The sequence below is a fragment of the Epibacterium sp. MM17-32 genome, from assembly GCF_022348205.1.
Taxonomy (GTDB): Bacteria; Pseudomonadota; Alphaproteobacteria; order Rhodobacterales; family Rhodobacteraceae; genus Epibacterium.
On sequence record NZ_JAKRFC010000006.1, the window covers coordinates 173950 to 192240 of the forward strand.

The window sequence follows — 18291 nt, forward strand, 5'->3', positions numbered from 1 at the left end:
GCATGGAACTCCTTCTGGCTTCTGCCGTTGGCCTATTGACCGCTGCGGGGATCTATCTGGTCCTGCGCCGCCGGACGTTTCCGGTGATCCTGGGCACGTCCTTGCTGTCCTATGCCGTGAACGTCTTCCTGTTCGCCTCCGGGCGACTGGTGACAAACGCGCCGCCGATCCTCAACAAATACGAGGACATCGCCTATTCCGACCCGCTGCCGCAGGCGCTGGTGCTGACGGCGATCGTGATCTCCTTCGGCATGACCGCGGTGGTGGTGATGGTGGCGCTCGGGGCGTTCCTCAGCGCCCGCAATGACAATATCAACATGGACGACACTGCGCCCGCGCAGGGAGAGGACGCATGAACCACCTTCTGATTGCGCCCATCGTGCTGCCCGCGCTGGTGGCGCCCTTCATCATCATGACGCTGCGCTATCATATCGATTTGCAGCGCATATTCTCGCTGGCGTCGAATGTGCTTCTGGTTGCCATCGCGCTGACCCTGGCGGTTCAGGCCGCCGACGGCACGGTGCAGGTCTACGAACTGGGGGACTGGCAAGCGCCCTTCGGCATCGTGCTGGTGCTGGACCGGCTGTCGGCGATGATGGTGCTGTTGACCACGCTGCTGGCGCTGGCCGTCAACCTCTATGCCATCGGCAGCAAGTGGGACGAACGCGGGGCCAACTTCCACGCGCTCTACCAGTTCCAGCTGATGGGCATCATCGGCGCTTTCCTGACCGGTGACGCCTTCAACCTGTTTGTGTTCTTCGAGGTGCTGCTCATCGCCTCCTACGGTCTGATGATCCACGGCGGCGGCGCCCGGCGCTTTCAGGCGGGCGTGCAATATGTGGTCTTCAACCTTCTGGGATCCACCCTGTTCCTGTTTGCGCTTGGCACCATCTATGCGGTGACCGGCACGCTGAACATGGCCGATCTTGCCGTCCGCGTGGCAGAGCTGCCGGCCGAAGACAGCGCCCTGATCCGCGTCGGGGCGGCGATGCTGCTCCTGGTCTTTGCGATCAAGGCCTCGCTGCTGCCCCTGCACTTCTGGCTGCCGGCCTCCTACGCCAACGCGCCTGCGCCGGTGGCGGCGCTGTTTGCGATCATGACCAAGGTCGGCGCCTATGCGATCCTGCGTGTCTACACGCTGATCTTCGGCCCCGATGTGGCGGTGGTCGAGGGGCTGGTGGGCGACTGGTTGCTGCCAGCAGCACTCCTGACCGTGGCCATCGGTGCGATCGGTGTTCTGGGCGCCAAGGAGATCGGTCGCCTGATGTCCTTTGGCGCGATCACCTCCGTTGGCACGCTTTTGACCGCGATCGCCCTGTTCACGCCGGAGGCCGCTGCCGCGGCGCTCTATTACGCTGTGCATTCGACCCTTGCCGCCGCAGCGCTGTTCCTGGTCGCCGACATGGTACGGCAACGGCAGGGCGGCGAGATCATGCCGCAACCTGTGATGGCGCAAAGCGGTCTCATATCGGTGCTGTTCTTTGTTGCTGCGATCGCCACCGCAGGCATGCCGCCCCTGTCCGGTTTTCTGGGAAAACTGCTGATCCTCGACGCCGCGCGCGGGGATACGCTTGTGATCTGGGTCTGGGCCGTGATCTTGGTCAGCTCTCTGATCACCATCATGGGGTTTGCACGCGCCGGCACGCTGATCTTCTGGAAGAGCCACGGGTTGCAGCATGACGACACCATCGCAGAACCGGAAATCGAACTGGAACAGGTCGATCAGGACGACGCACCCGCCGCACCGCGCGCGCCCGCGCTGCCCTTTGTCGCCACCTTCGGTCTGCTTGCGGGATTGGTGGCGCTCACCGTCTTTGCCGGTCCGATGACCCGCTACACCACCGCCACCGCGCAGGATCTCTTTGCGCCCGAGGCTTATATCGAGACGGTTCTGGCCAACCGTGACCGTCCCGTTGTCGACCCGGCCAAGGCCGATGGGTATGGCAGCGACGACAGCCACGACGATGCGGCGCAGATCCAAGAGGAGGGCCATTGATGAAGCTCCTGAACCGCCTTCTGCCGCACCCGTTGCTGACGCTGATGCTGACGGTGATCTGGCTGCTGCTGGTCAATCGTTTCTCGCTCAACTCGCTGGTGTTCGGCTTTTTCCTCGGCCTGTTGATCCCGGTGGTGACCCAGCCCTACTGGCCCAATCGCCCCAAGCTCAAAAGCCCGCTGCGGCTGGCGACCTATGTGCTGTTGGTGTTCTGGGATATCGTGATCGCCAATATCACCGTGGCGCGGATCATCCTGTTCATGCCCAACAGCAAACGTCAGCCCACATGGGTCGAAATCCCGCTGGACATCCGCACGCCCGAGGCCATCGCGATGCTTGGCGGAACCATCACCATGACACCGGGAACCCTGACTGCGGATATCTCGGCTGATGGGCGTCACCTGCTGGTTCACTGCCTGCACGCGCCCGACACCGCCTCTGTCCGCGATGAAATCAAGACCCGCTATGAACGCCGCCTGAAGGAGATTTTCGAATGATCGAATACGCCTACATCTTCGCCTTCGGCTGTTTCGCCCTGGCGATGCTGATGAACCTGTGGAAAGTGGTGACCGGCACCGAGGTCACCGACCGCATCCTTGCGCTTGATACCCTGTTCATCAACTCCATCGCCCTCGTGGTGTTGTTCGGGGTGTTCCTGAGCTCGGAAATCTTCTTTGAGGCCTCGCTGATCATGGCCATGCTCGGCTTCATCTCCACCGTGGCCTATGCGCGCTTCCTGCTGCGCGGCAACATCATCGAGTGAGGAGACAGACATGTTTCTCGACCTTCTCATCACCGGGTTCATCGTATTGGGGGGCTTTTTTGGCTTTGTCGGCTCCTTTGGCCTGCTCAAGCTCAACGACCCGATGTCGCGCATGCATGCGCCCACCAAGGCGACGACGCTCGGCGTCGGCGGCGTGCTTTTGGGCTCCATGCTGCATGCGGTGGTCTATGAGGGCCGCCTCTCTGCTCATGAGCTGCTGATCACCCTGTTCCTGCTGGTCTCCGCTCCGGTCACGGCAAATTTTCTTGCCAAGGTGTTCATCAACCAGCAGACAAAGCCCAAAGACCTGCCCGCCCCCGGCGACTGCGAACTCTGGGCGACGCATAACAAACCTGAACATCGTTCGGCCGACACGCCCGAAGCCTAGCGTTTGGGGACCGGCCGCCACCCGGAGGCCCCGATGCACGCACCCCGTCTTCCCCTGACCCGCGATCTGGTTCTTGTGGGAGGCGGCCATACCCACGCGCTGCTGCTGCGGATGTGGGGGATGAACCCGCTGCCGGGCGTACGTCTCACCCTGATCAACCCCGGCCCCACCGCGCCCTATTCCGGTATGCTGCCGGGATTTGTGGCCGGTCATTACGACCGCGATGCGCTCGACATTGACCTAGTGAAGCTCGCACGTTTTGCCGGGGCGCGGCTCATTCTGGGAGCCGCCGAAGAGATCGACCCCGAGGCCAAGCGCATCACCGTGCCGGGCCGCCCGGCCATCTCCTATGATGTGGCCTCTCTCGACATCGGGATTACCTCGGCCATGCCGGAGCTGCCGGGCTTTGCCGATTTTGCCATTCCTGCCAAACCCTTGGGAGAGTTTGCCGCAAGCTGGGATGCCTTTCGTGCCGGCAGCGACCCCGCCCGGATCGCCTGTATCGGCGGTGGCGTTGCCGGGGTGGAGCTGATCCTTGCCATGTCACATGCTCTGCGCCAGAAGAACCGACTGGCACAGGCGACCTTGATCGACAGTGACGCTGCGCTCTCCGTGCTGAGTTCTCAGAGCCAATCGCGCCTGCGCAAGGCAATGGATGCGCATGGTGTTACGGTGCTGGAACATGCGCCGATAGAGCGCCTGAGCGAAGGCCGCATTCACCTCAGGGACGGGCGCGACATCTCCAGCGATTTCAGTGTTGGCGCTGCGGGCGCGCGCGCCTATGGCTGGCTTGCGACCTCCGGGCTTGCGCTCCATGACGGCGCGCTTGTGGTCTCTGAGCGTCTTCAAACCTCTGACCCTCACGTCTTTGCCACCGGCGATTGCGCTTATATGGCGCATGCCCCGCGCCCCAAGGCGGGCGTCTACGCGGTGCGGCAAGCGCCGGTGCTCTTTCACAACCTCAAGGCCATGCTGGCGGGAGGCGCATTCAAGAGTTATCACCCGCAGCAGGATTACCTCAAGCTCATTTCTATGGGCGGAAAATCCGCTCTTGCGGATCGCAACGGGCGTAGCTTTTCCGGTGGGCTGTTGTGGCGCTGGAAAGATCACATCGACCGTAAATTCATGGGGAAATTCACGTCATTGCCGGTCATGTCCCCACCCGCCCTGCCCCGCACCCACGCCAAGGGCATGCAGGAGGCACTTGGCTCGAAACCCATGTGCGGCGGCTGCGGCTCCAAGGTCGGGCGCACAGCGCTGCAACAGGGGCTTGGCGCATACCACGGCGCGTCGCGCCCGGATGTGACCCCGCTGCCGGGCGACGACGCAGCACAGTTGACGGTCGGCGGGGCCATGCAGGTCATCAGCACCGACCACTTGCGCGCCTTTACCGAAGACCCGGTGGCGATGACCGCGATCACTGCGCAACATGCGCTCAATGACATCTGGGCGATGGGCGCACGGCCACAGGCCGCGACGGTCACCCTGATCCTGCCCCTCCAGTCGCCCGACCTACAGGAACGGCTACTGTCCGAGATCATGGAAACCGCCCACCAAGAGATGAAAGCCGCAGGTGCCGCCATCGTGGGCGGCCATACCTCTTTGGGGGAGGAACTAACCGTCGGCTTCACCGTCACCGGGCTTTGTGACGCGCCCCCCATCACCCTTGCTGGCGCATGCGCGGGCGATCACCTGATCCTGACCAAACCCTTGGGGTCAGGCACGATTTTAGCCGCCGAAATGGCGGGACAGGCGCGCGGGGCCTGGGTTGCGGGCGCGCTTGATCTGATGTGTCAGAGCCAACGCAACGCCGCCAAGGTCCTGCGCCCCGTGGCGCGCGCCATGACCGATGTCACGGGCTTTGGTCTGCTGGGTCACTTGCAGGGTCTGTGCGAGGCCTCGCATCTGGGCGCAGAGGTCACATGTGACGCGATCCCTTTGATGGAGGGCGCACGCGAACTTGCCGAGGCGGGCGTGCGGTCCACGATCTTTGACGACAATGCGGCTCTTTTGCCCGGCATCGGCACCGCAGGCGCGCGGGCATTGCTGTTTGATCCGCAGACCTCGGGCGGTCTCTTGGCCTGTGTCGCCCCCGAACATTCTGCACAGGTGTTGGAGCAGCTTAAAAACCACGGCTACCATGCTGCAAAGGTTGGCGAAATGCGCGGCCCTGACGAAGGTATCGTGCTGCGATAACCCAGCTCAAAGAGCTGCCATCACCTCCAATACGCGCGCTGCGGCCTGCGTGCGATCCGACGCGCTTAATCCCGGCAGCGCAATCTGGCGTTGGTTGCATACTGCGTAGCGGCTGCGGGCCTTGCGGTAGGCCGGGTCGTAATGGTCTGCCATCAACCGCGCCACCAGTGCTGGTTTATCCCCCGCCGCGATCAGCTCGAACCAGTCCTCCACCACCGCACCAGAGCGATGTTCCCTAAGAGGCCCGAGCTTTGCGCGCAGGTGGTCCGCGTCTGACAGAATGTCATCGTAAGCCTCAACCAGATAGGCGCAGCGGGCCTCAAACGGCACCTCCAGATCAATCCTCGGCGCGGCTTTCATCGCCTCCCACAGGCTGGGCGGCAGGATGCGCGCCCCGATCTTGCTGGCTTCGGCCTCCACCAGCACCGGGCGCGCCGGGTCCATCTGCGCCAGCGCGCAGGCGATATAGCTCTCGAACCGTTTCTGACTTGGTTGCCCTCCCGGCATCTCGCCCAAGAGCGAACCGCGATGCCCCGCAAGCCCCTCCAGATCCAGAACCTGACCGCCCATCCCGGCGACCTGCTGCAAAATCTCGGTCTTGGCAGTGCCGGTCAACCCGTCCAGCAAGATCAGCCGATGCGACAGCCCCGCCTCATAGAGCGCGGCATGCACCAGACGGCGATAGCTCTGGTAGCCACCCTGGACCACCTCGGCCCGCCAGCCGATCTGGCTCAACATCCACGTAAAGCTGCCCGAGCGCTGCCCACCGCGCCAGCAATAGACCAGAGGTTTCCAGCTGCCGTCGTGATGGCTCAGCCGCCGTTCGATGTGGGTGGCGGCATTGCGAAACACCATCGCCGCGCCGATCTTGCGGGCGCGAAAGGGGCTTTCCTGCACATAGATCGTGCCCACCTCGGCCCGTTCCTCATTGTCGAGCACCGGCAGGTTGATCGCGCCGGGCACATGGTCCTCGGCGTATTCTGCCGGGCTGCGCACGTCGATCACGGTATCGTGCCCATGCGAAAGAAAATCGGAAAGTGTTTGAAACGTCAGAGCCATGCCCCATCTCTATCTTCACCGGTGCGACAACAAAATACCTATCCACTCGCGCCGGGGCATGTCTGCGCCGAATGCAACCGGCCCGCGAACGATCCGCCCGCGCATGAGGTGCCTTCTGGCCACGTCCTGGCCGCATTTGGGGACATACTCCCCGCATCATTGACCCAAAGGCCCGCCATGCCCGAGCGCGAATTGGAACTTGATCACCTGCCCGCCACGCTGATCCGCCGGTTGAACCAGATCTCTGTCGCACGGTTTGCGGCCGCCATGTCCAACGCCAGCATTGACCTGACCCCGGTGCAATATGCCGCACTGGCCGCACTCGCTGCCCGGCCCGGGGTTGATCAGGCAACGCTGGCAGCACTCATCGGATATGATCGTGCGACACTCGGCAAAGTGGTGGAACGCCTCGATCTGAAACATCTGGTCCGGCGCGAGGTGCGCCCCGAGGATCGCCGGGCGCGCAGCCTGCATCTGACCCCTGCCGGTGCGGCCCTGCACGCCGCCGCCCGCCCGCTGGTCGAAGCGCTCCAAACCGATATCCTCGCTGGCCTGTCCCGCAGTGAACGCCAAGACATGCTGCAGCTGTTGCGCAAGGCCACCGAGGCCGCCGAAGCGGGCGATCACGACGCCCCACCCATGGTCCGAAGCGCATAACGCGCACTGCCGCACAGGCGCGCAGCATCTGTTGTCCGAGGCCGGAGAATGCCAGATCGGAAACCCCGCGTGCGCCTGCGTGCCTCAGCCCCGTTTGCGGGCCAGTTCGATCCGCGCCTCTGTCATGGACAAATCGGAGATGATCTGGCGACGCTTGCTGCGATCACTGGTCTCGTTCAGCTCCGCACGCAATCGGGCCAGCTCACGGCTGAGCGCGACCACTTCGGGCACCGCGCCATTGTCCCGCAGGAGTCTGTTCATCACCGCATTGTCGGGATCATCGCATGGGGGCAAAGGACGGCCTGCCCCTTCGAGATTATCAAAGGCTCCGTCTTTTTCGGCGGCAGCAATTCGCGCGTTGATGAGATCTATCAGCGGGTGGTCCATCGCCCGTCAGAGCCAGTCACTGCGCGCGGTGCCGACAGCCTGCGCCACGGTGTCATAGCCGTCGCGCGCCAGAAGCGTATCAACCCCCGTGGCGATCTCTGCGGCCAGGGACAGGCCGCCATAGACCAGCGCGGTATAGAACTGCACCGCCAAGGCCCCGGCCCGGATCTTGGCATAGGCCTGTTCTGCCGAGGAAATTCCCCCGACGCCAATGATCGGCACCGCGCCGTCGAGACGCGCAGACAGCTGCGCCAGCACGCGGGTGGATTTGTCAAACAACGGTGCGCCGGACAGGCCGCCAGCCTCCGCCCGATGCGGGCTTTTCAGACCGTCTCGCGCAAGCGTGGTATTGGTGGCGATCACCGCGTCAATGCCACTGTCGCGCGCCACTGCCGCGATGTCATCCAGCCCCGCCTGATCCAGATCGGGTGCGATTTTCAGGAACACCGGAATGGGGCGTTCGAGGCTGCTGCGGGCGTCCATGACCCCAGCCAGCAGCGCCGACAGCGCAGCCTTGCCCTGAAGGTCGCGCAGTTTCTCGGTATTGGGTGAGGACACATTGACAGTGGCAAAATCCAGATGCGCGCCGCAGTGACGCAGCACCCGGGCAAAATCCTGTGCGCGGTCGTCGCTGTCCTTGTTGGCCCCGAGGTTGAGGCCGATCACGCCATCCTTTGGACGGTTGGCGAGCCGGGCGCCGATCACGTCCATGCCCTCGTTGTTGAAGCCGAAGCGGTTGATCGCCGCGCGATCTTCGCTCAGCCGGAACAGGCGGGGCTTCGGGTTGCCGGGCTGCGGGCGCGGTGTTGCAGCGCCGACCTCGATGAAACCAAAGCCCGCCTGCGTCAGCGCGCCGAGCGCCTCGGCATTCTTGTCAAACCCTGCGGCCAGCCCCACCGGATTGGGCAGGCGCAGCCCCGCGATTTCGGTCTTCAGCCGCGGCGAGGTGACAGGCCCCGGACGCGGTGTGAGACCGGATTTCAGCGCCTTGATGGACAGTCCATGGGCTGTTTCGGGGTCCAGGCGATGCATCACCGCCAGCGCCAGTGTTTCGGACAGCTTCATTCGCCATGTCTCCTTTGGTGCGCGCAGCGCGGGGGTCTCAGACCATCTCGGCGGGAAATTGATGCTGGCCGTCGACCAGCGGCAAGGGTTTGACCCAGAGCACCTCGGTCAACTGCAAGCGGCGATAGAGATGCGGGAACAGCGCCCCGCCGCGCGATGGCTCCCACTTCAGCGCCTCGCCCATCGCTTCGGCGTCAAACGCCAGGAGCCACAGGCCCTCGGCCCCGGCAAAATGCTTGGCCGCGGTTTCCGCCGCCTGCTGGGCTGTCGAGAAGTGGATATAGCCGTCCGCCAGATCCACGGGCGCGCCATCGGTTTCACCGGCGGCCTCAAAAGCGCGCCATTCGTCGTCACGGAAAATCTTGTACATCAGCATGGGAACCTCATGCCCTCAGACACCCCTGCTGCGCAAGGGCGCTTGTGCAATGGGCAGCGCAAAGTTTCCCCTGCGTCGATATATCCCTGTCATGATAATTTGGTTTTGACTGTTTGGACAAAGATCCCGAATATTGGTCGAATAACAACCGCCGGTAGAGGTGGCATAACAAAGGTGAGGGTTTATCCTATGATCGCACGTTTCCTGACATCCGTGGCCGCGCTTGGCCTGACCGCCGGCCTTGCGGCGGCGGACTACAAGCTGACCATCCTGCACACCAACGACATTCACAGCCGCATCGAGTCGATCAACAAATACGACTCCACCTGCGGCGCAGAGGACGAGGCCGAAGGCAAATGTTTCGGCGGAGTGGCCCGCATCAAGACCAAGGTCGACGAAATGCGCGCGGCGCTTGAGGGACAGAACGTCCTGCTTCTGGATGCGGGCGACCCGTTCCAGGGTTCGTTGTTCTACACCACCTACAAGGGCGCAGCCGAGGCCGAGTTCATGGAGGCCATCGGCTATGACGTCATGGCCGTCGGCAACCACGAATTCGACGACGGCCCGGCCGGGCTGGAGAAATTCGTCGATACCGTGTCGTTCCCGGTGATCTCCGGCAACCTCGACCTCAGCTCCGAACCGCTGCTGAAGGGCAAGGTCGGCAACCACGTGGTGCTGGAGGTCGGCGGCGAAAAGATCGGCATCATCTCCGCGCTTGCGACCGACACGGTCGAGACCTCCTCGCCGGGGCCGAACGTCGTGTTCCAGGACGAGATCGACAGCCTGGCCGCGGATGTGGAGGCGCTGCAAGCCGAAGGCGTCAACAAGATCATCGCCCTGACCCATGTGGGCCTGGCCAAGGATCTGGAAATCGCGGAACAGGTTCCGGGCCTGGACGTGGTTGTGGGTGGTCATTCGCACACGCTCCTGTCCAACACCTCTGATCGCGCGGCGGGCCCCTACCCGACCATGGTCGGCGATGTGCCGGTGGTGCAGGCCTATGCCTACTCCAAATACCTCGGCGAGTTGACGGTGACCTTTGACGACGCAGGCAATGTAACTGCGGCCGAGGGCGACCCGATCCTGCTCGACGCCTCGGTGACGCCGGATGCGGAGATCGCCGCCCGCGTGGCCGAGATGGGCGCCCCGATCGAAGAGATGAAAACCCGCGTGGTGGCCGAAACCACCGATACTGTCGATGGCTCTCGCGATGTGTGCCGTGCGGGCGAATGCTCGATGGGCAATCTGGTGGCCGATGCGATGCTGGCGCGGGTGAAGGACCAGGGCGTCTCGATCGCGATCCAGAACGGCGGCGGGCTGCGCGCCTCCATTGACGCGGGCGAGGTGACCATGGGCGAAGTGCTGACCGTGCTGCCGTTCCAGAACACGCTCTCGACCTTCGAGGTCAGCGGCCAGACCATGATCGACGCGCTGGAAAACGGCGTGGGTCAGATCGAGGAGGGCGCAGGCCGTTTCCCGCAGGTCGCCGGCATGAAGTTCGCCTTCGACCCGGCCAAGGAACCGGGCGCGCGGGTCTCTGACGTGATGGTCATGGAGGGCGATGCCTGGGTGGCGATCGATCCCGCCAAGACCTACGGCGTGGTGTCCAACAACTACGTCCGCAACGGCGGCGACGGCTACAAGATGTTCGCCGGCGACGACAAGAACGCCTATGACTTCGGCCCCGATCTTGCCGATGTGGTGGCTGAATACCTTGCCGAGGCTGGCCCCTACAGCGCCTATACTGACGGTCGCATCAGCCAGAAGTAAGCCCACGCCGGAGCAACACTCGCCCCCTGTGATCCGTTGCTCCAGCCTGCATGTCCCCTGTCGGAGCGATCCGGCAGGGGCAACCGGAAACAGAAAACCGGAAACAGAAAACCGGCCAGGGAAACCTGACCCACCCCGGCATCGCCCTGGCCTGAGCCAGTGCGATCCGGTGACCTCAGGGGACCAGCAGGCCGCGCCGAAGGCGCGGCCTGCCCCCCGGCGATTTGCTTGGCAAAGCGCAACCTCTCTCGCGAGATCGCAAAGCGCACCCAATGCCGCGGTCAGCGCAACGGCCCGTCCAGACCAACCAGAGCAGTATCAGGCAGCCGCCACGCCGGCCTCCAGCCTCCGATAGCGGAGCGCCAGCGTCACGGCCCGGGTGAGGTTCAGCACCATCAGCGCCAGCCACAAACCGTGGTTGCCCAGAGCCGGAACCAGAACCAGCAAGGCCCCGACATAGACGGCGACCGATTGCAGCGCCGCAATCCGCATGTCGCGGGTCCATGTGGCGCCGATATAGATCCCGTCGAACATGTAGCTGGCAACGCTGACGAGCGGGGCAAGCGCCACCCAAACGAGATACGTGCGGCCGGTCTCGCGCACCTCCGGCGCGGTGGTCATCAGGTCGATCAGCATCGGCCCCAGCCCCCAGAACCCCAGCGCCAGCAGTGCGGCAAAGCCGATCCCCCAATGGCTGGAAACCAGCGCCGCCCGGCGCAAGCGCTGCGGATCGCGCGCGCCCACCGCGCCGCCCACCAGCGCCTCGGCACTGAACGCAAACCCGTCCAGCGCAAAGGCGGTGATCTCCAGAAACTGGATCAGCACCTGATTGGCCGCCAGCGTCACATCCCCCATATCCGCGCCGATGAACAGGAAGGTCGTAAACGACAGCGTCAGCAGCACCGACCGCACCATGATGTCGCCATTGACCTGCATCATCCGCTTGATGCGCGCCCGATCAAAGATCCGCGCCCAATCATGCCATTGATCGCCCGCAAAGGCCGACCGGCAGAACCACAGTCCCAGCACCAGCCCCGACCACTCGGCAATCAGCGTCGCTGTCGCAACGCCTTCGACACCCCAGCCAAGCCCGAGCACGAACCACAGGTCCAACAGGATATTCAGCCCGTTCATCCAGATCTGAAGCAGGAACACCGCGCGTGTACGCTCCACCGCAATCAGCCAGCCGGTCACCGCATAAAGCCCGATGGTCGCGGGGGCGCCCCAGATGCGGATCTCCAGATAGGCCCGGGCCAGCCCTTCCACCTCGGCACTGGCGGGCGCGAGGGCAAACGCCCCCCAGAACACCAAAGCCTGTGCAAGGATGAAAAACACACCCGCCCCGAAGGCCAGCATCAGCCCCCGCATCAGGAGCGCACCGGTCTCGGCCACATCTCCGGCCCCACGCGCCTGCGCCGCAAGCCCGGTGGTGCCCATGCGCAGAAACCCAAAGGCCCAGTAAAGCGTCGACAGGATCACGGCGCCTACCCCCACCGCGCCAATGGGGGCGGCCTCGCCCAGTTGTCCCACGACGCCCGTGTCCACCGCGCCGAGGATCGGCACGGTCGCATTGGACAAGACGATCGGCAGCGCGATTTTGAGCACCCGACCATGGGTGATAGGGCCAGATGCCTCGGACATGGATGTCGACCTTTGTGATTAAGTGCCGGAACGCCGGTCCTGCGGCATCAGGAAATGCCCCGTTGCCTGCGCAAAGAGCTTGTCCTTGTGATCCTGCCAGGCGGCCACATGCACCGAGGCATAGCGCCGCCCCGAGCGGTTGACCGTGGCCCGTGCATAAGAGTCGCGCGGCAGGCCGGACCGCAGATAATCCACGGTGAAATCAATGGTCTTTGGCAAGCGCGGCATCTGTCCCGCGGTCATCGTCTCCACGTCCAACTCGCCGCTTTCGAACTGCGGCCAGAGGTGGAACCATTGCAGGGTGATCACCGAGGTGACCTCCAGAAAGGCCGCCGTCGCCCCACCGTGGATCGCGGGCAGCATCGGATTGCCGATCAGATTGTTGTGAAAATGCATGGTCGAGGTCAGCTCATCGCCACGCCGCTCGAAGGTGATGCCGAGAAACCCGATGTAGGGCACCGATTCCACCAAGGCCGCAAGGGCCGCATCGCGGCGTTGCTTGATCACTTGCACAGGCTCAGGACGGGGGCGACTCATTGCTTTGGCTCCAGCGTGAAGGCGCCAGAGGCAGTTGCGACGGGCACTTCGGTTTCCTCATCCGTCGCCACCGCGCGCACAAAGGCGACATTGCGGGTCACATGGTGACAGGTTGCGGTAGTTGTGATGGTCTGCCCCGGCGTCGCCCCGCGCATATAATCGATCCGCAGATCGATGGTGGCGGTGCTCGACGGCTCGCTCGGGTGGCTCATCACGGCCGCGCCACAGCAGGTATCCATCAGGGCCGAAACTGCACCGCCATGGATCACACCGGTATCCGGATCCCCGATCAGTTTCTTATCATAGGGCATCACGATCACCGCGCGCCCATTGCCGATCTCGGTCAGCTCCATCCCCAAAGCCTTTGAGTGCGGGATCGCCTCAATGAACTGGCGCGCCAGTTGGGTTTTGTCAGCCATGACTTGCTCCTTGCCGGATTTGCCTCATTTATTCCGTGCATGGGGGCAAAGCGCAAGGCTTGCAAAACTCCCAGTTGCACCGCTCGGTTCAGATGCTTAGGTTGCCCGAGCAAGGGAGGACATGGATGACCGAAACAAAACTGTCATTCAAGGAGATGTGCGCCGAGTTCGATGTGACACCGCGCACCCTTCGGTACTATGAATATATCGAGCTGTTGCAGCCCGAACGTCAGGGGCGTTCGCGGTTCTACGGCGCGCGCGACGTGGCGCGGATGAAGCTGATCCTGCGCGGGCGCAAGTTCGGCTTTCAGCTCGAAGAGATCCGCCAGTGGTTGCTGATCTACGACAAGGAAGGCGACGAAGCGCAAAACCGCGCCTTTATCGAGATGGCCGACCGGCAACTGAAGGAACTGGAACTCCAGCGCCAGCAAATCAACGAGGCGATGGAAGAGCTGACCGACCTGCGCAAGGTGACCCTGAACCTGCTGGATGACTGATCTGCTCTTCAGAGGCGCAAGACCCGGCCTGGCTTTTGGATCGGAGCCAATATCTCAACTGCGGTTGCACCCTAGTCGTGATGCACGCTTGGACCTTTCAGCCATGAAACATCTATGAAGAACTTTCGCTGGCAAGTCGCCGGAAACGTCCAAGGCAATTGTTTGTCAGTGGAGCTGATCGACGAATACGGCGATGTACTTGCGGACATATCTCGCTGCGATGGCCCCAATACACTCACACTCAACACCTTTGGCAACGACATTGATCTCGGCATCGTGGAGGCATTCATCCGCGTCGCCCGGGAAAGATTAAAGTGTTTCGAAGACGGTTCGTTGCTGACAGAGGCCCGAACCAACCAGAGATTTCCAACAGAGTGAGAGGCCGTGTGGACCCGCTCTGTCGACTTCGCTGACAGTCACACCAGAATTTCCAGTGCAGATAGACCCGTCACGCCAACGGGCACGACAAAGCCCCCACCTGCACAGGAAAAGCCCTATTTTACGCTTGTTTTCCGGTCGTTGCGCCGGAGAGCTTCGGCGATTTCCTGCCCTTCCGGCTCACGACGTCACGTCAAATCGCCCTGCCACCACGTCACCCCTCAAAATGACGCGGCGTCGGAGTTACGTAAACGTCAAGTTCATGTTGTAACTCTCGACAAGAGCCGCCAAGGTTTACGCAGACGACGCCAACGTAAAGCAACATCTGAGTGACGCCCCATGAGTGAAGACACCAAATCCATTCGCGAGATGTGCGACGAGTTCGGAGTAACGCCGCGCACGTTGCGATTTTACGAAGCCAAGGAATTGTTGTTCCCGATCCGGGACGGACAAAAGCGGCTCTTTACCAAGCGCGACCGGGCGCGGCTGAAACTAATCCTGCGCGGCAAGCGGTTTGGCTTCAGCCTTGAGGAAATCCGCCAGCTGCTCGACCTGTATCATATGGGCGACCAGCAGCTGACGCAGCTCAGCCGCACCTATGAGATCGCGCAAGAGCGTCTGGCCGATATGGAGCGCCAGCGCGACGAGCTGACCGAGGCCATTGATGACCTGAAGGATCAGTTGAAATGGGGCGAGAAAGTCATCGCCTCGATGAAAACAAACGCCAAGGCGGCCGAGTAAACCTCACCGCCCTGCCCGACTGATTGAACCGCTAAACGCACCACATCCAACCTTTGAGGACCGCGATGCCGAGCTATACCGCCCCCACCAAGGACACCCAATTTGTTCTGCATGACGTGCTGAACATCAAGGACGCAGGAATCCCCGGCTATGACGAGCTGGAGCCCGATTTCACCGGCGCCGTTCTGGAAGAAGCCGGCAAGATCGCCCGCGACGTGCTGCACCCGCTGAATGTGGTGGGCGACACCGAGGGCTGCCGTCTGGAAAACGGTGTGGTCTACACCCCGACCGGCTTTAAGGCCGCGTTTGAACAGGTGAAAGAAGGCGGCTGGCCCGGTCTCGACATGCCGGAACAATACGGCGGCCAGAATATGCCCTATGTGATCGGCACCGCCGTGGGCGAGTTCTTCTCCGGCGCGAACCAGGCGTTTACCATGTATCAGGGCCTGACCCATGGCGCGGCCTCGGCCATTCTGGCGCATGGCACCGACGCACAAAAAGACACCTATCTGTCCAAGATGGTCTCTTGCGAGTGGACCGGCACCATGAACCTGACGGAGCCCCATTGCGGCACCGATCTGGGGTTGATGCGCACCAAAGCAGAACCGCAGGACGATGGCTCTTATAAGATCACCGGCCAGAAGATCTTTATCTCCGCTGGCGATCACGACATGTCCGACAATGTGATCCATCTGGTGCTGGCCAAGATCCCCGGCGGCCCCGAGGGCATCAAGGGCGTGTCGCTCTTTATCGTGCCGAAGTTCATCGTGAACGAGGACGGCACTCCCGGTGAGCGCAACGGCGTTTCGGTCGGCAAGATCGAAGAGAAAATGGGCATCCACGGCAACTCCACCTGCGTGATGAACTATGATGGCGCGACCGGCTGGCTCTTGGGGGATATGCACAAGGGCATGCGCGCCATGTTCACCATGATGAACGAGGCCCGTCTGGGTGTCGGCATGCAGGGTCTGGCGCAGGCAGAGGCCGCCTATCAGAACGCAGTGGAATACGCCAAGGACCGCCTTCAGGGCCGTGACGTGACCGGCGCGAAAAACCCTGATGGTCCGGCCGACCCGCTGATCGTACACCCCGATATTCGCCGTAACCTCATGGATCAAAAGAGCTTTGCCGAGGGCGCGCGGGCGTTCATCCTCTGGGGTGCGACCATGATCGACAAGGCGCATCGTTCTGAAGACAAGGACGCCGATGGTCTTATTTCCCTGCTCACGCCGGTCATCAAAGGCTTTCTGACCGACAAGGGCTATGACATGACCGTGCAGGCCCAGCAGGTCTATGGCGGCCATGGCTACATCGAAGAATGGGGCATGTCGCAATACACCCGCGACGCCCGTATCGCGATGATCTACGAGGGCGCCAACGGTGTGCAGGCGCTGGATCTGGTGGGCCGCAAGCTGGCGCAGGACGGCGGCAAACATGTGATGGGCTTCTTTGATATGGTCAAAGGGTTCTGCAAGGAAAACGCCGAGATTTCCGAAGACTACGCCAAGGACTTCATCGAGCCTCTGAAGGCGGCCTCCAAGGATCTGCAAGCGGCGGGGATGTATTTCATGCAAAACGGCATGAAGAACCCCAACAACGCGCTCGCTGGCTCCACCGATTTCATGCATATGTTCGGCCATGTCTGCCTTGGCCTCATGTGGGCGATGATGGGCAAAGCCGCGCAAAAGGCGCTTGACGACGGGGCCTCTGACGCGGCGTTCTACGAGACAAAACTCGCCACCGGCCGCTACTACATGGCACGTCAACTGCCCGCGACCAAACTGCACCTTGCCCGCATCGAGACCGGTGCCGACACGGTGATGGCGCTCGACGCCGCACAGTTCTGATCGCGCTGAGCGATATGACATGGGATGTGCCCCGTTTGGGGCATATCCACCCTTGGCCGCCGGGGCGCATTTGGAATTGAGAGGATCCGAATATGCCCAAACGCTTTCGCCTGACCCGCCGCTTTCCCGTCGCCATGACGGAGGATGGCTTTCGCAGGCTCAAACGCTTTGCCCAGGAGGCCGGACTGGATGAGGGAGAAGCGCTGTCGTTTCTGTTCGAGAATTTTGACAGCGTGACCAACAATGAAAACCTGACCCACCGGTTGCGGCTGTTCAATGCCGAGCTGGAGGATCGCAAACGCTAGCGCACGGCGAGGACTGCCACGCGCTTAAGGGGGAGAGATGAGCGCAGAGCTGGATTTTCGCACATCATCTGCATGGATGACCGACGAGCACAAGATGCTCGCCGACATGACGCAGAGCTTTATCACCAAGGAGTGGGCCCCAAAATTCGAGCGCTGGCGCAAGCAGGGCGAGATGGACCGCTCCACCTGGGCCGAGGCCGGTGAACTGGGCCTGCTCTGCCCTTCCATCCCCGAGGAATACGGCGGCGCAGGCGGCGATTTTGGCCATGAGGCGGCGATCCTGATCGAGGCCAGCCGCGCCAATCTCGCCAGCTGGGGTCACGGCATCCATTCCGGCATTGTGGCGCATTACATCCTATCCTACGGTACAGAAGAGCAAAAACAGCGTTGGCTGCCCAAGATGGTGTCCGGCGAGCTGGTCGGCGCGCTGGCGATGACAGAACCCTCAACCGGGTCTGACGTGCAGGCCATCAAGACCAAGGCCATCCGGGACGGCAATGTCTACCGGCTGTCCGGGCAGAAAACCTTTATCACCAATGGCCAGCACGCCAACCTGATCCTTGTGGCCTCAAAAACGGACCCGTCCCTTGGGTCAAAAGGCATCTCGCTGGTGGGGCTCGAAACGGATGGCGCCGACGGGTTCACTCGTGGCCGCAATCTCGAAAAAGTCGGCCTGCACGCAGCGGACACATCGGAGCTGTTCTTCGATAATATCGCGGTGCCCCCGGAAAACATCCTTGGCGGTGCCGAGGGTCAGGGCTTTTACCAGATGATGCAACAACTGCCGCAGGAACGGCTGATCATCGCCTGCGGCGCGGTGGGCGCGATGCAGGGCGCTGTCGAGCGCACCATCGCCTATTGCAAAGAGCGCGAAGCCTTTGGCGGGCCTCTGACCCAATTCCAGAACACCCGCTTCAAGCTCGCTGAATGCCTGACCAAGAGTAAAGTCGCCCGCGCCTTCCTTGATGACTGCATGGTTGAGCACCTACGTGGGGACCTGAGCGTCGAAAAAGCGGCGATGGCCAAATACTGGATCACCGACACCCAAGGCGCTGTGCTCGATGAGTGTTTGCAACTGCACGGAGGATACGGGTTCATGCAGGAATACGCCGTGGCGGAAATGTGGACCGATGCCCGTGTGCAGCGCATTTACGGCGGCACCAATGAGATCATGAAAGAGCTGATTGCGAGGTCGCTGTGACAGTTCCAGCGCTTTCCCTCACCGCGTCTGACGGATGCCTCCGGCGGGGATATTTGAGAGAAGTTGAA

21 protein-coding genes are annotated in these 18291 nt (G+C 62.4%); 14 read left to right on the top strand and 7 right to left on the bottom strand.

Translation table 11 applies throughout. From position 1 onward, the window contains the following. Positions 1 to 2 precede the first annotated feature (2 nt). From MHM88_RS12015 to selD, 6 genes are read left to right on the top strand one after another with little or no spacing between them, the layout of a single operon-like run. Entirely contained in the window at positions 3 to 356 is a 354-nt protein-coding gene (locus tag MHM88_RS12015) for a Na+/H+ antiporter subunit C (protein ID WP_239319389.1), read from the top strand. After that, positions 353 to 1996 carry a monovalent cation/H+ antiporter subunit D gene (locus MHM88_RS12020; protein WP_239365085.1) on the top strand — a complete coding sequence of 548 codons (1644 nt, stop codon included), beginning with the start codon at positions 353 to 355 and terminating at the stop codon, positions 1994 to 1996. Before MHM88_RS12015 ends, MHM88_RS12020 begins: the two co-directional genes overlap by 4 nt. Further along, the gene (locus MHM88_RS12025; protein WP_239319386.1) at positions 1996 to 2493 is read left to right on the top strand and encodes a Na+/H+ antiporter subunit E; all 498 of its coding nucleotides are present in this window, start codon (positions 1996 to 1998) and stop codon (positions 2491 to 2493) included. Before MHM88_RS12020 ends, MHM88_RS12025 begins: the two co-directional genes overlap by 1 nt. Then, a complete protein-coding gene (locus MHM88_RS12030; RefSeq protein WP_239319384.1) occupies positions 2490 to 2759 on the top strand; it encodes a K+/H+ antiporter subunit F in 270 nt (89 codons plus the stop codon). Before MHM88_RS12025 ends, MHM88_RS12030 begins: the two co-directional genes overlap by 4 nt. Positions 2760 to 2769: 10 nt before the next feature. Further along, entirely contained in the window at positions 2770 to 3147 is a 378-nt protein-coding gene (locus MHM88_RS12035; protein WP_239365088.1) for a Na+/H+ antiporter subunit G, read from the top strand. Positions 3148 to 3180: 33 nt separating this feature from the next. Next, the gene (gene selD, locus MHM88_RS12040) at positions 3181 to 5343 is read left to right on the top strand and encodes a selenide, water dikinase SelD (RefSeq protein ID WP_239365090.1); all 2163 of its coding nucleotides are present in this window, start codon (positions 3181 to 3183) and stop codon (positions 5341 to 5343) included. 6 nt (positions 5344 to 5349) lie between these two features. Here selD and mnmH read toward each other — a convergent pair whose 3' ends face one another. After that, the gene (gene mnmH, locus MHM88_RS12045; protein ID WP_239365093.1) at positions 5350 to 6402 is read right to left on the bottom strand and encodes a tRNA 2-selenouridine(34) synthase MnmH; all 1053 of its coding nucleotides are present in this window, start codon (positions 6400 to 6402) and stop codon (positions 5350 to 5352) included. A 177-nt stretch (positions 6403 to 6579) separates the two neighbouring features. On the opposite strand from mnmH, the gene MHM88_RS12050 reads away from it, so the two are divergent. Beyond that, a complete protein-coding gene (locus MHM88_RS12050) occupies positions 6580 to 7059 on the top strand; it encodes a MarR family winged helix-turn-helix transcriptional regulator (RefSeq protein ID WP_239365096.1) in 480 nt (159 codons plus the stop codon). 84 nt (positions 7060 to 7143) lie between these two features. On the opposite strand, the gene MHM88_RS12055 is transcribed toward MHM88_RS12050, so the two are convergent. The 3 genes from MHM88_RS12055 to MHM88_RS12065 are packed head-to-tail and all read right to left on the bottom strand — an operon-like array spanning position 7144 to position 8887. Beyond that, positions 7144 to 7446 (bottom strand): DUF1992 domain-containing protein, encoded by a 303-nt coding sequence (locus MHM88_RS12055; RefSeq protein ID WP_239319373.1) that lies wholly within the window; start codon positions 7444 to 7446, stop codon positions 7144 to 7146. A 6-nt stretch (positions 7447 to 7452) separates the two neighbouring features. Then, entirely contained in the window at positions 7453 to 8511 is a 1059-nt protein-coding gene (locus tag MHM88_RS12060) for a quinone-dependent dihydroorotate dehydrogenase (protein ID WP_239365099.1), read from the bottom strand. A gap of 37 nt (positions 8512 to 8548) precedes the next feature. Then, on the bottom strand, positions 8549 to 8887 hold the full coding sequence (locus MHM88_RS12065; RefSeq protein ID WP_239319366.1) for a DUF952 domain-containing protein: 339 nt from the start codon (positions 8885 to 8887) through the stop codon (positions 8549 to 8551). A gap of 189 nt (positions 8888 to 9076) precedes the next feature. Between MHM88_RS12065 and MHM88_RS12070 the strand changes: the two genes are divergently transcribed. Further along, the gene (locus MHM88_RS12070; RefSeq protein ID WP_239365102.1) at positions 9077 to 10657 is read left to right on the top strand and encodes a bifunctional UDP-sugar hydrolase/5'-nucleotidase; all 1581 of its coding nucleotides are present in this window, start codon (positions 9077 to 9079) and stop codon (positions 10655 to 10657) included. 318 nt (positions 10658 to 10975) lie between these two features. On the opposite strand, the gene MHM88_RS12075 is transcribed toward MHM88_RS12070, so the two are convergent. From MHM88_RS12075 to MHM88_RS12085, 3 genes are read right to left on the bottom strand one after another with little or no spacing between them, the layout of a single operon-like run. Next, the gene (locus tag MHM88_RS12075; protein WP_239365106.1) at positions 10976 to 12298 is read right to left on the bottom strand and encodes an MATE family efflux transporter; all 1323 of its coding nucleotides are present in this window, start codon (positions 12296 to 12298) and stop codon (positions 10976 to 10978) included. Between the two features lie 18 nt (positions 12299 to 12316). Beyond that, entirely contained in the window at positions 12317 to 12835 is a 519-nt protein-coding gene (locus tag MHM88_RS12080) for a PaaI family thioesterase (RefSeq protein WP_239365109.1), read from the bottom strand. Continuing rightward, positions 12832 to 13254, bottom strand: a complete 423-nt coding sequence (locus tag MHM88_RS12085; RefSeq protein ID WP_005629591.1) for a PaaI family thioesterase — start codon at positions 13252 to 13254, stop codon at positions 12832 to 12834. The genes MHM88_RS12080 and MHM88_RS12085 overlap by 4 nt, the downstream gene beginning before the upstream one ends. A gap of 125 nt (positions 13255 to 13379) precedes the next feature. Here MHM88_RS12085 and MHM88_RS12090 point away from each other — a divergent pair, with 125 nt between their 5' ends. From MHM88_RS12090 to MHM88_RS12115, 6 genes are all read left to right on the top strand, one after another. Next, the gene (locus MHM88_RS12090; protein ID WP_239365112.1) at positions 13380 to 13751 is read left to right on the top strand and encodes a MerR family DNA-binding transcriptional regulator; all 372 of its coding nucleotides are present in this window, start codon (positions 13380 to 13382) and stop codon (positions 13749 to 13751) included. A gap of 114 nt (positions 13752 to 13865) precedes the next feature. Continuing rightward, positions 13866 to 14129: a hypothetical protein gene (locus MHM88_RS12095; protein WP_239365115.1), complete on the top strand. Its 264-nt coding sequence runs from the start codon at positions 13866 to 13868 to the stop codon at positions 14127 to 14129. 339 nt (positions 14130 to 14468) lie between these two features. Continuing rightward, positions 14469 to 14870, top strand: a complete 402-nt coding sequence (locus tag MHM88_RS12100; RefSeq protein WP_009176619.1) for a MerR family DNA-binding transcriptional regulator — start codon at positions 14469 to 14471, stop codon at positions 14868 to 14870. 65 nt (positions 14871 to 14935) lie between these two features. Then, positions 14936 to 16717 (top strand): acyl-CoA dehydrogenase C-terminal domain-containing protein, encoded by a 1782-nt coding sequence (locus MHM88_RS12105; RefSeq protein WP_239365118.1) that lies wholly within the window; start codon positions 14936 to 14938, stop codon positions 16715 to 16717. Between the two features lie 92 nt (positions 16718 to 16809). Then, positions 16810 to 17022: a hypothetical protein gene (locus MHM88_RS12110; protein ID WP_239365121.1), complete on the top strand. Its 213-nt coding sequence runs from the start codon at positions 16810 to 16812 to the stop codon at positions 17020 to 17022. Positions 17023 to 17059: 37 nt separating this feature from the next. Further along, on the top strand, positions 17060 to 18223 hold the full coding sequence (locus tag MHM88_RS12115; protein ID WP_239365141.1) for an acyl-CoA dehydrogenase family protein: 1164 nt from the start codon (positions 17060 to 17062) through the stop codon (positions 18221 to 18223). The last annotated feature ends 68 nt before the right edge of the window (positions 18224 to 18291 follow it).

What these genes read in the sequence shown, in the direction of transcription:
- MHM88_RS12095 (WP_239365115.1), top strand. Translation starts at nt 13,866, where the DNA reads ATGAAGAACTTTCGCTGGCAAGTCGCCGGAAACGTCCAAGGCAATTGT.
- MHM88_RS12050 (WP_239365096.1), top strand. Translation starts at nt 6,580, where the DNA reads ATGCCCGAGCGCGAATTGGAACTTGATCACCTGCCCGCCACGCTGATC.
- MHM88_RS12015 (WP_239319389.1), top strand. Translation starts at nt 3, where the DNA reads ATGGAACTCCTTCTGGCTTCTGCCGTTGGCCTATTGACCGCTGCGGGG.
- MHM88_RS12025 (WP_239319386.1), top strand. Translation starts at nt 1,996, where the DNA reads ATGAAGCTCCTGAACCGCCTTCTGCCGCACCCGTTGCTGACGCTGATG.
- MHM88_RS12055 (WP_239319373.1), bottom strand. Translation starts at nt 7,446, where the DNA reads ATGGACCACCCGCTGATAGATCTCATCAACGCGCGAATTGCTGCCGCC.
- MHM88_RS12100 (WP_009176619.1), top strand. Translation starts at nt 14,469, where the DNA reads ATGAGTGAAGACACCAAATCCATTCGCGAGATGTGCGACGAGTTCGGA.
- MHM88_RS12085 (WP_005629591.1), bottom strand. Translation starts at nt 13,254, where the DNA reads ATGGCTGACAAAACCCAACTGGCGCGCCAGTTCATTGAGGCGATCCCG.
- mnmH (WP_239365093.1), bottom strand. Translation starts at nt 6,402, where the DNA reads ATGGCTCTGACGTTTCAAACACTTTCCGATTTTCTTTCGCATGGGCAC.
- MHM88_RS12065 (WP_239319366.1), bottom strand. Translation starts at nt 8,887, where the DNA reads ATGCTGATGTACAAGATTTTCCGTGACGACGAATGGCGCGCTTTTGAG.
- MHM88_RS12090 (WP_239365112.1), top strand. Translation starts at nt 13,380, where the DNA reads ATGACCGAAACAAAACTGTCATTCAAGGAGATGTGCGCCGAGTTCGAT.
- MHM88_RS12070 (WP_239365102.1), top strand. Translation starts at nt 9,077, where the DNA reads ATGATCGCACGTTTCCTGACATCCGTGGCCGCGCTTGGCCTGACCGCC.
- MHM88_RS12030 (WP_239319384.1), top strand. Translation starts at nt 2,490, where the DNA reads ATGATCGAATACGCCTACATCTTCGCCTTCGGCTGTTTCGCCCTGGCG.
- MHM88_RS12060 (WP_239365099.1), bottom strand. Translation starts at nt 8,511, where the DNA reads ATGAAGCTGTCCGAAACACTGGCGCTGGCGGTGATGCATCGCCTGGAC.
- MHM88_RS12105 (WP_239365118.1), top strand. Translation starts at nt 14,936, where the DNA reads ATGCCGAGCTATACCGCCCCCACCAAGGACACCCAATTTGTTCTGCAT.
- selD (WP_239365090.1), top strand. Translation starts at nt 3,181, where the DNA reads ATGCACGCACCCCGTCTTCCCCTGACCCGCGATCTGGTTCTTGTGGGA.
- MHM88_RS12035 (WP_239365088.1), top strand. Translation starts at nt 2,770, where the DNA reads ATGTTTCTCGACCTTCTCATCACCGGGTTCATCGTATTGGGGGGCTTT.
- MHM88_RS12075 (WP_239365106.1), bottom strand. Translation starts at nt 12,298, where the DNA reads ATGTCCGAGGCATCTGGCCCTATCACCCATGGTCGGGTGCTCAAAATC.
- MHM88_RS12020 (WP_239365085.1), top strand. Translation starts at nt 353, where the DNA reads ATGAACCACCTTCTGATTGCGCCCATCGTGCTGCCCGCGCTGGTGGCG.
- MHM88_RS12080 (WP_239365109.1), bottom strand. Translation starts at nt 12,835, where the DNA reads ATGAGTCGCCCCCGTCCTGAGCCTGTGCAAGTGATCAAGCAACGCCGC.
- MHM88_RS12115 (WP_239365141.1), top strand. Translation starts at nt 17,060, where the DNA reads ATGAGCGCAGAGCTGGATTTTCGCACATCATCTGCATGGATGACCGAC.
- MHM88_RS12110 (WP_239365121.1), top strand. Translation starts at nt 16,810, where the DNA reads ATGCCCAAACGCTTTCGCCTGACCCGCCGCTTTCCCGTCGCCATGACG.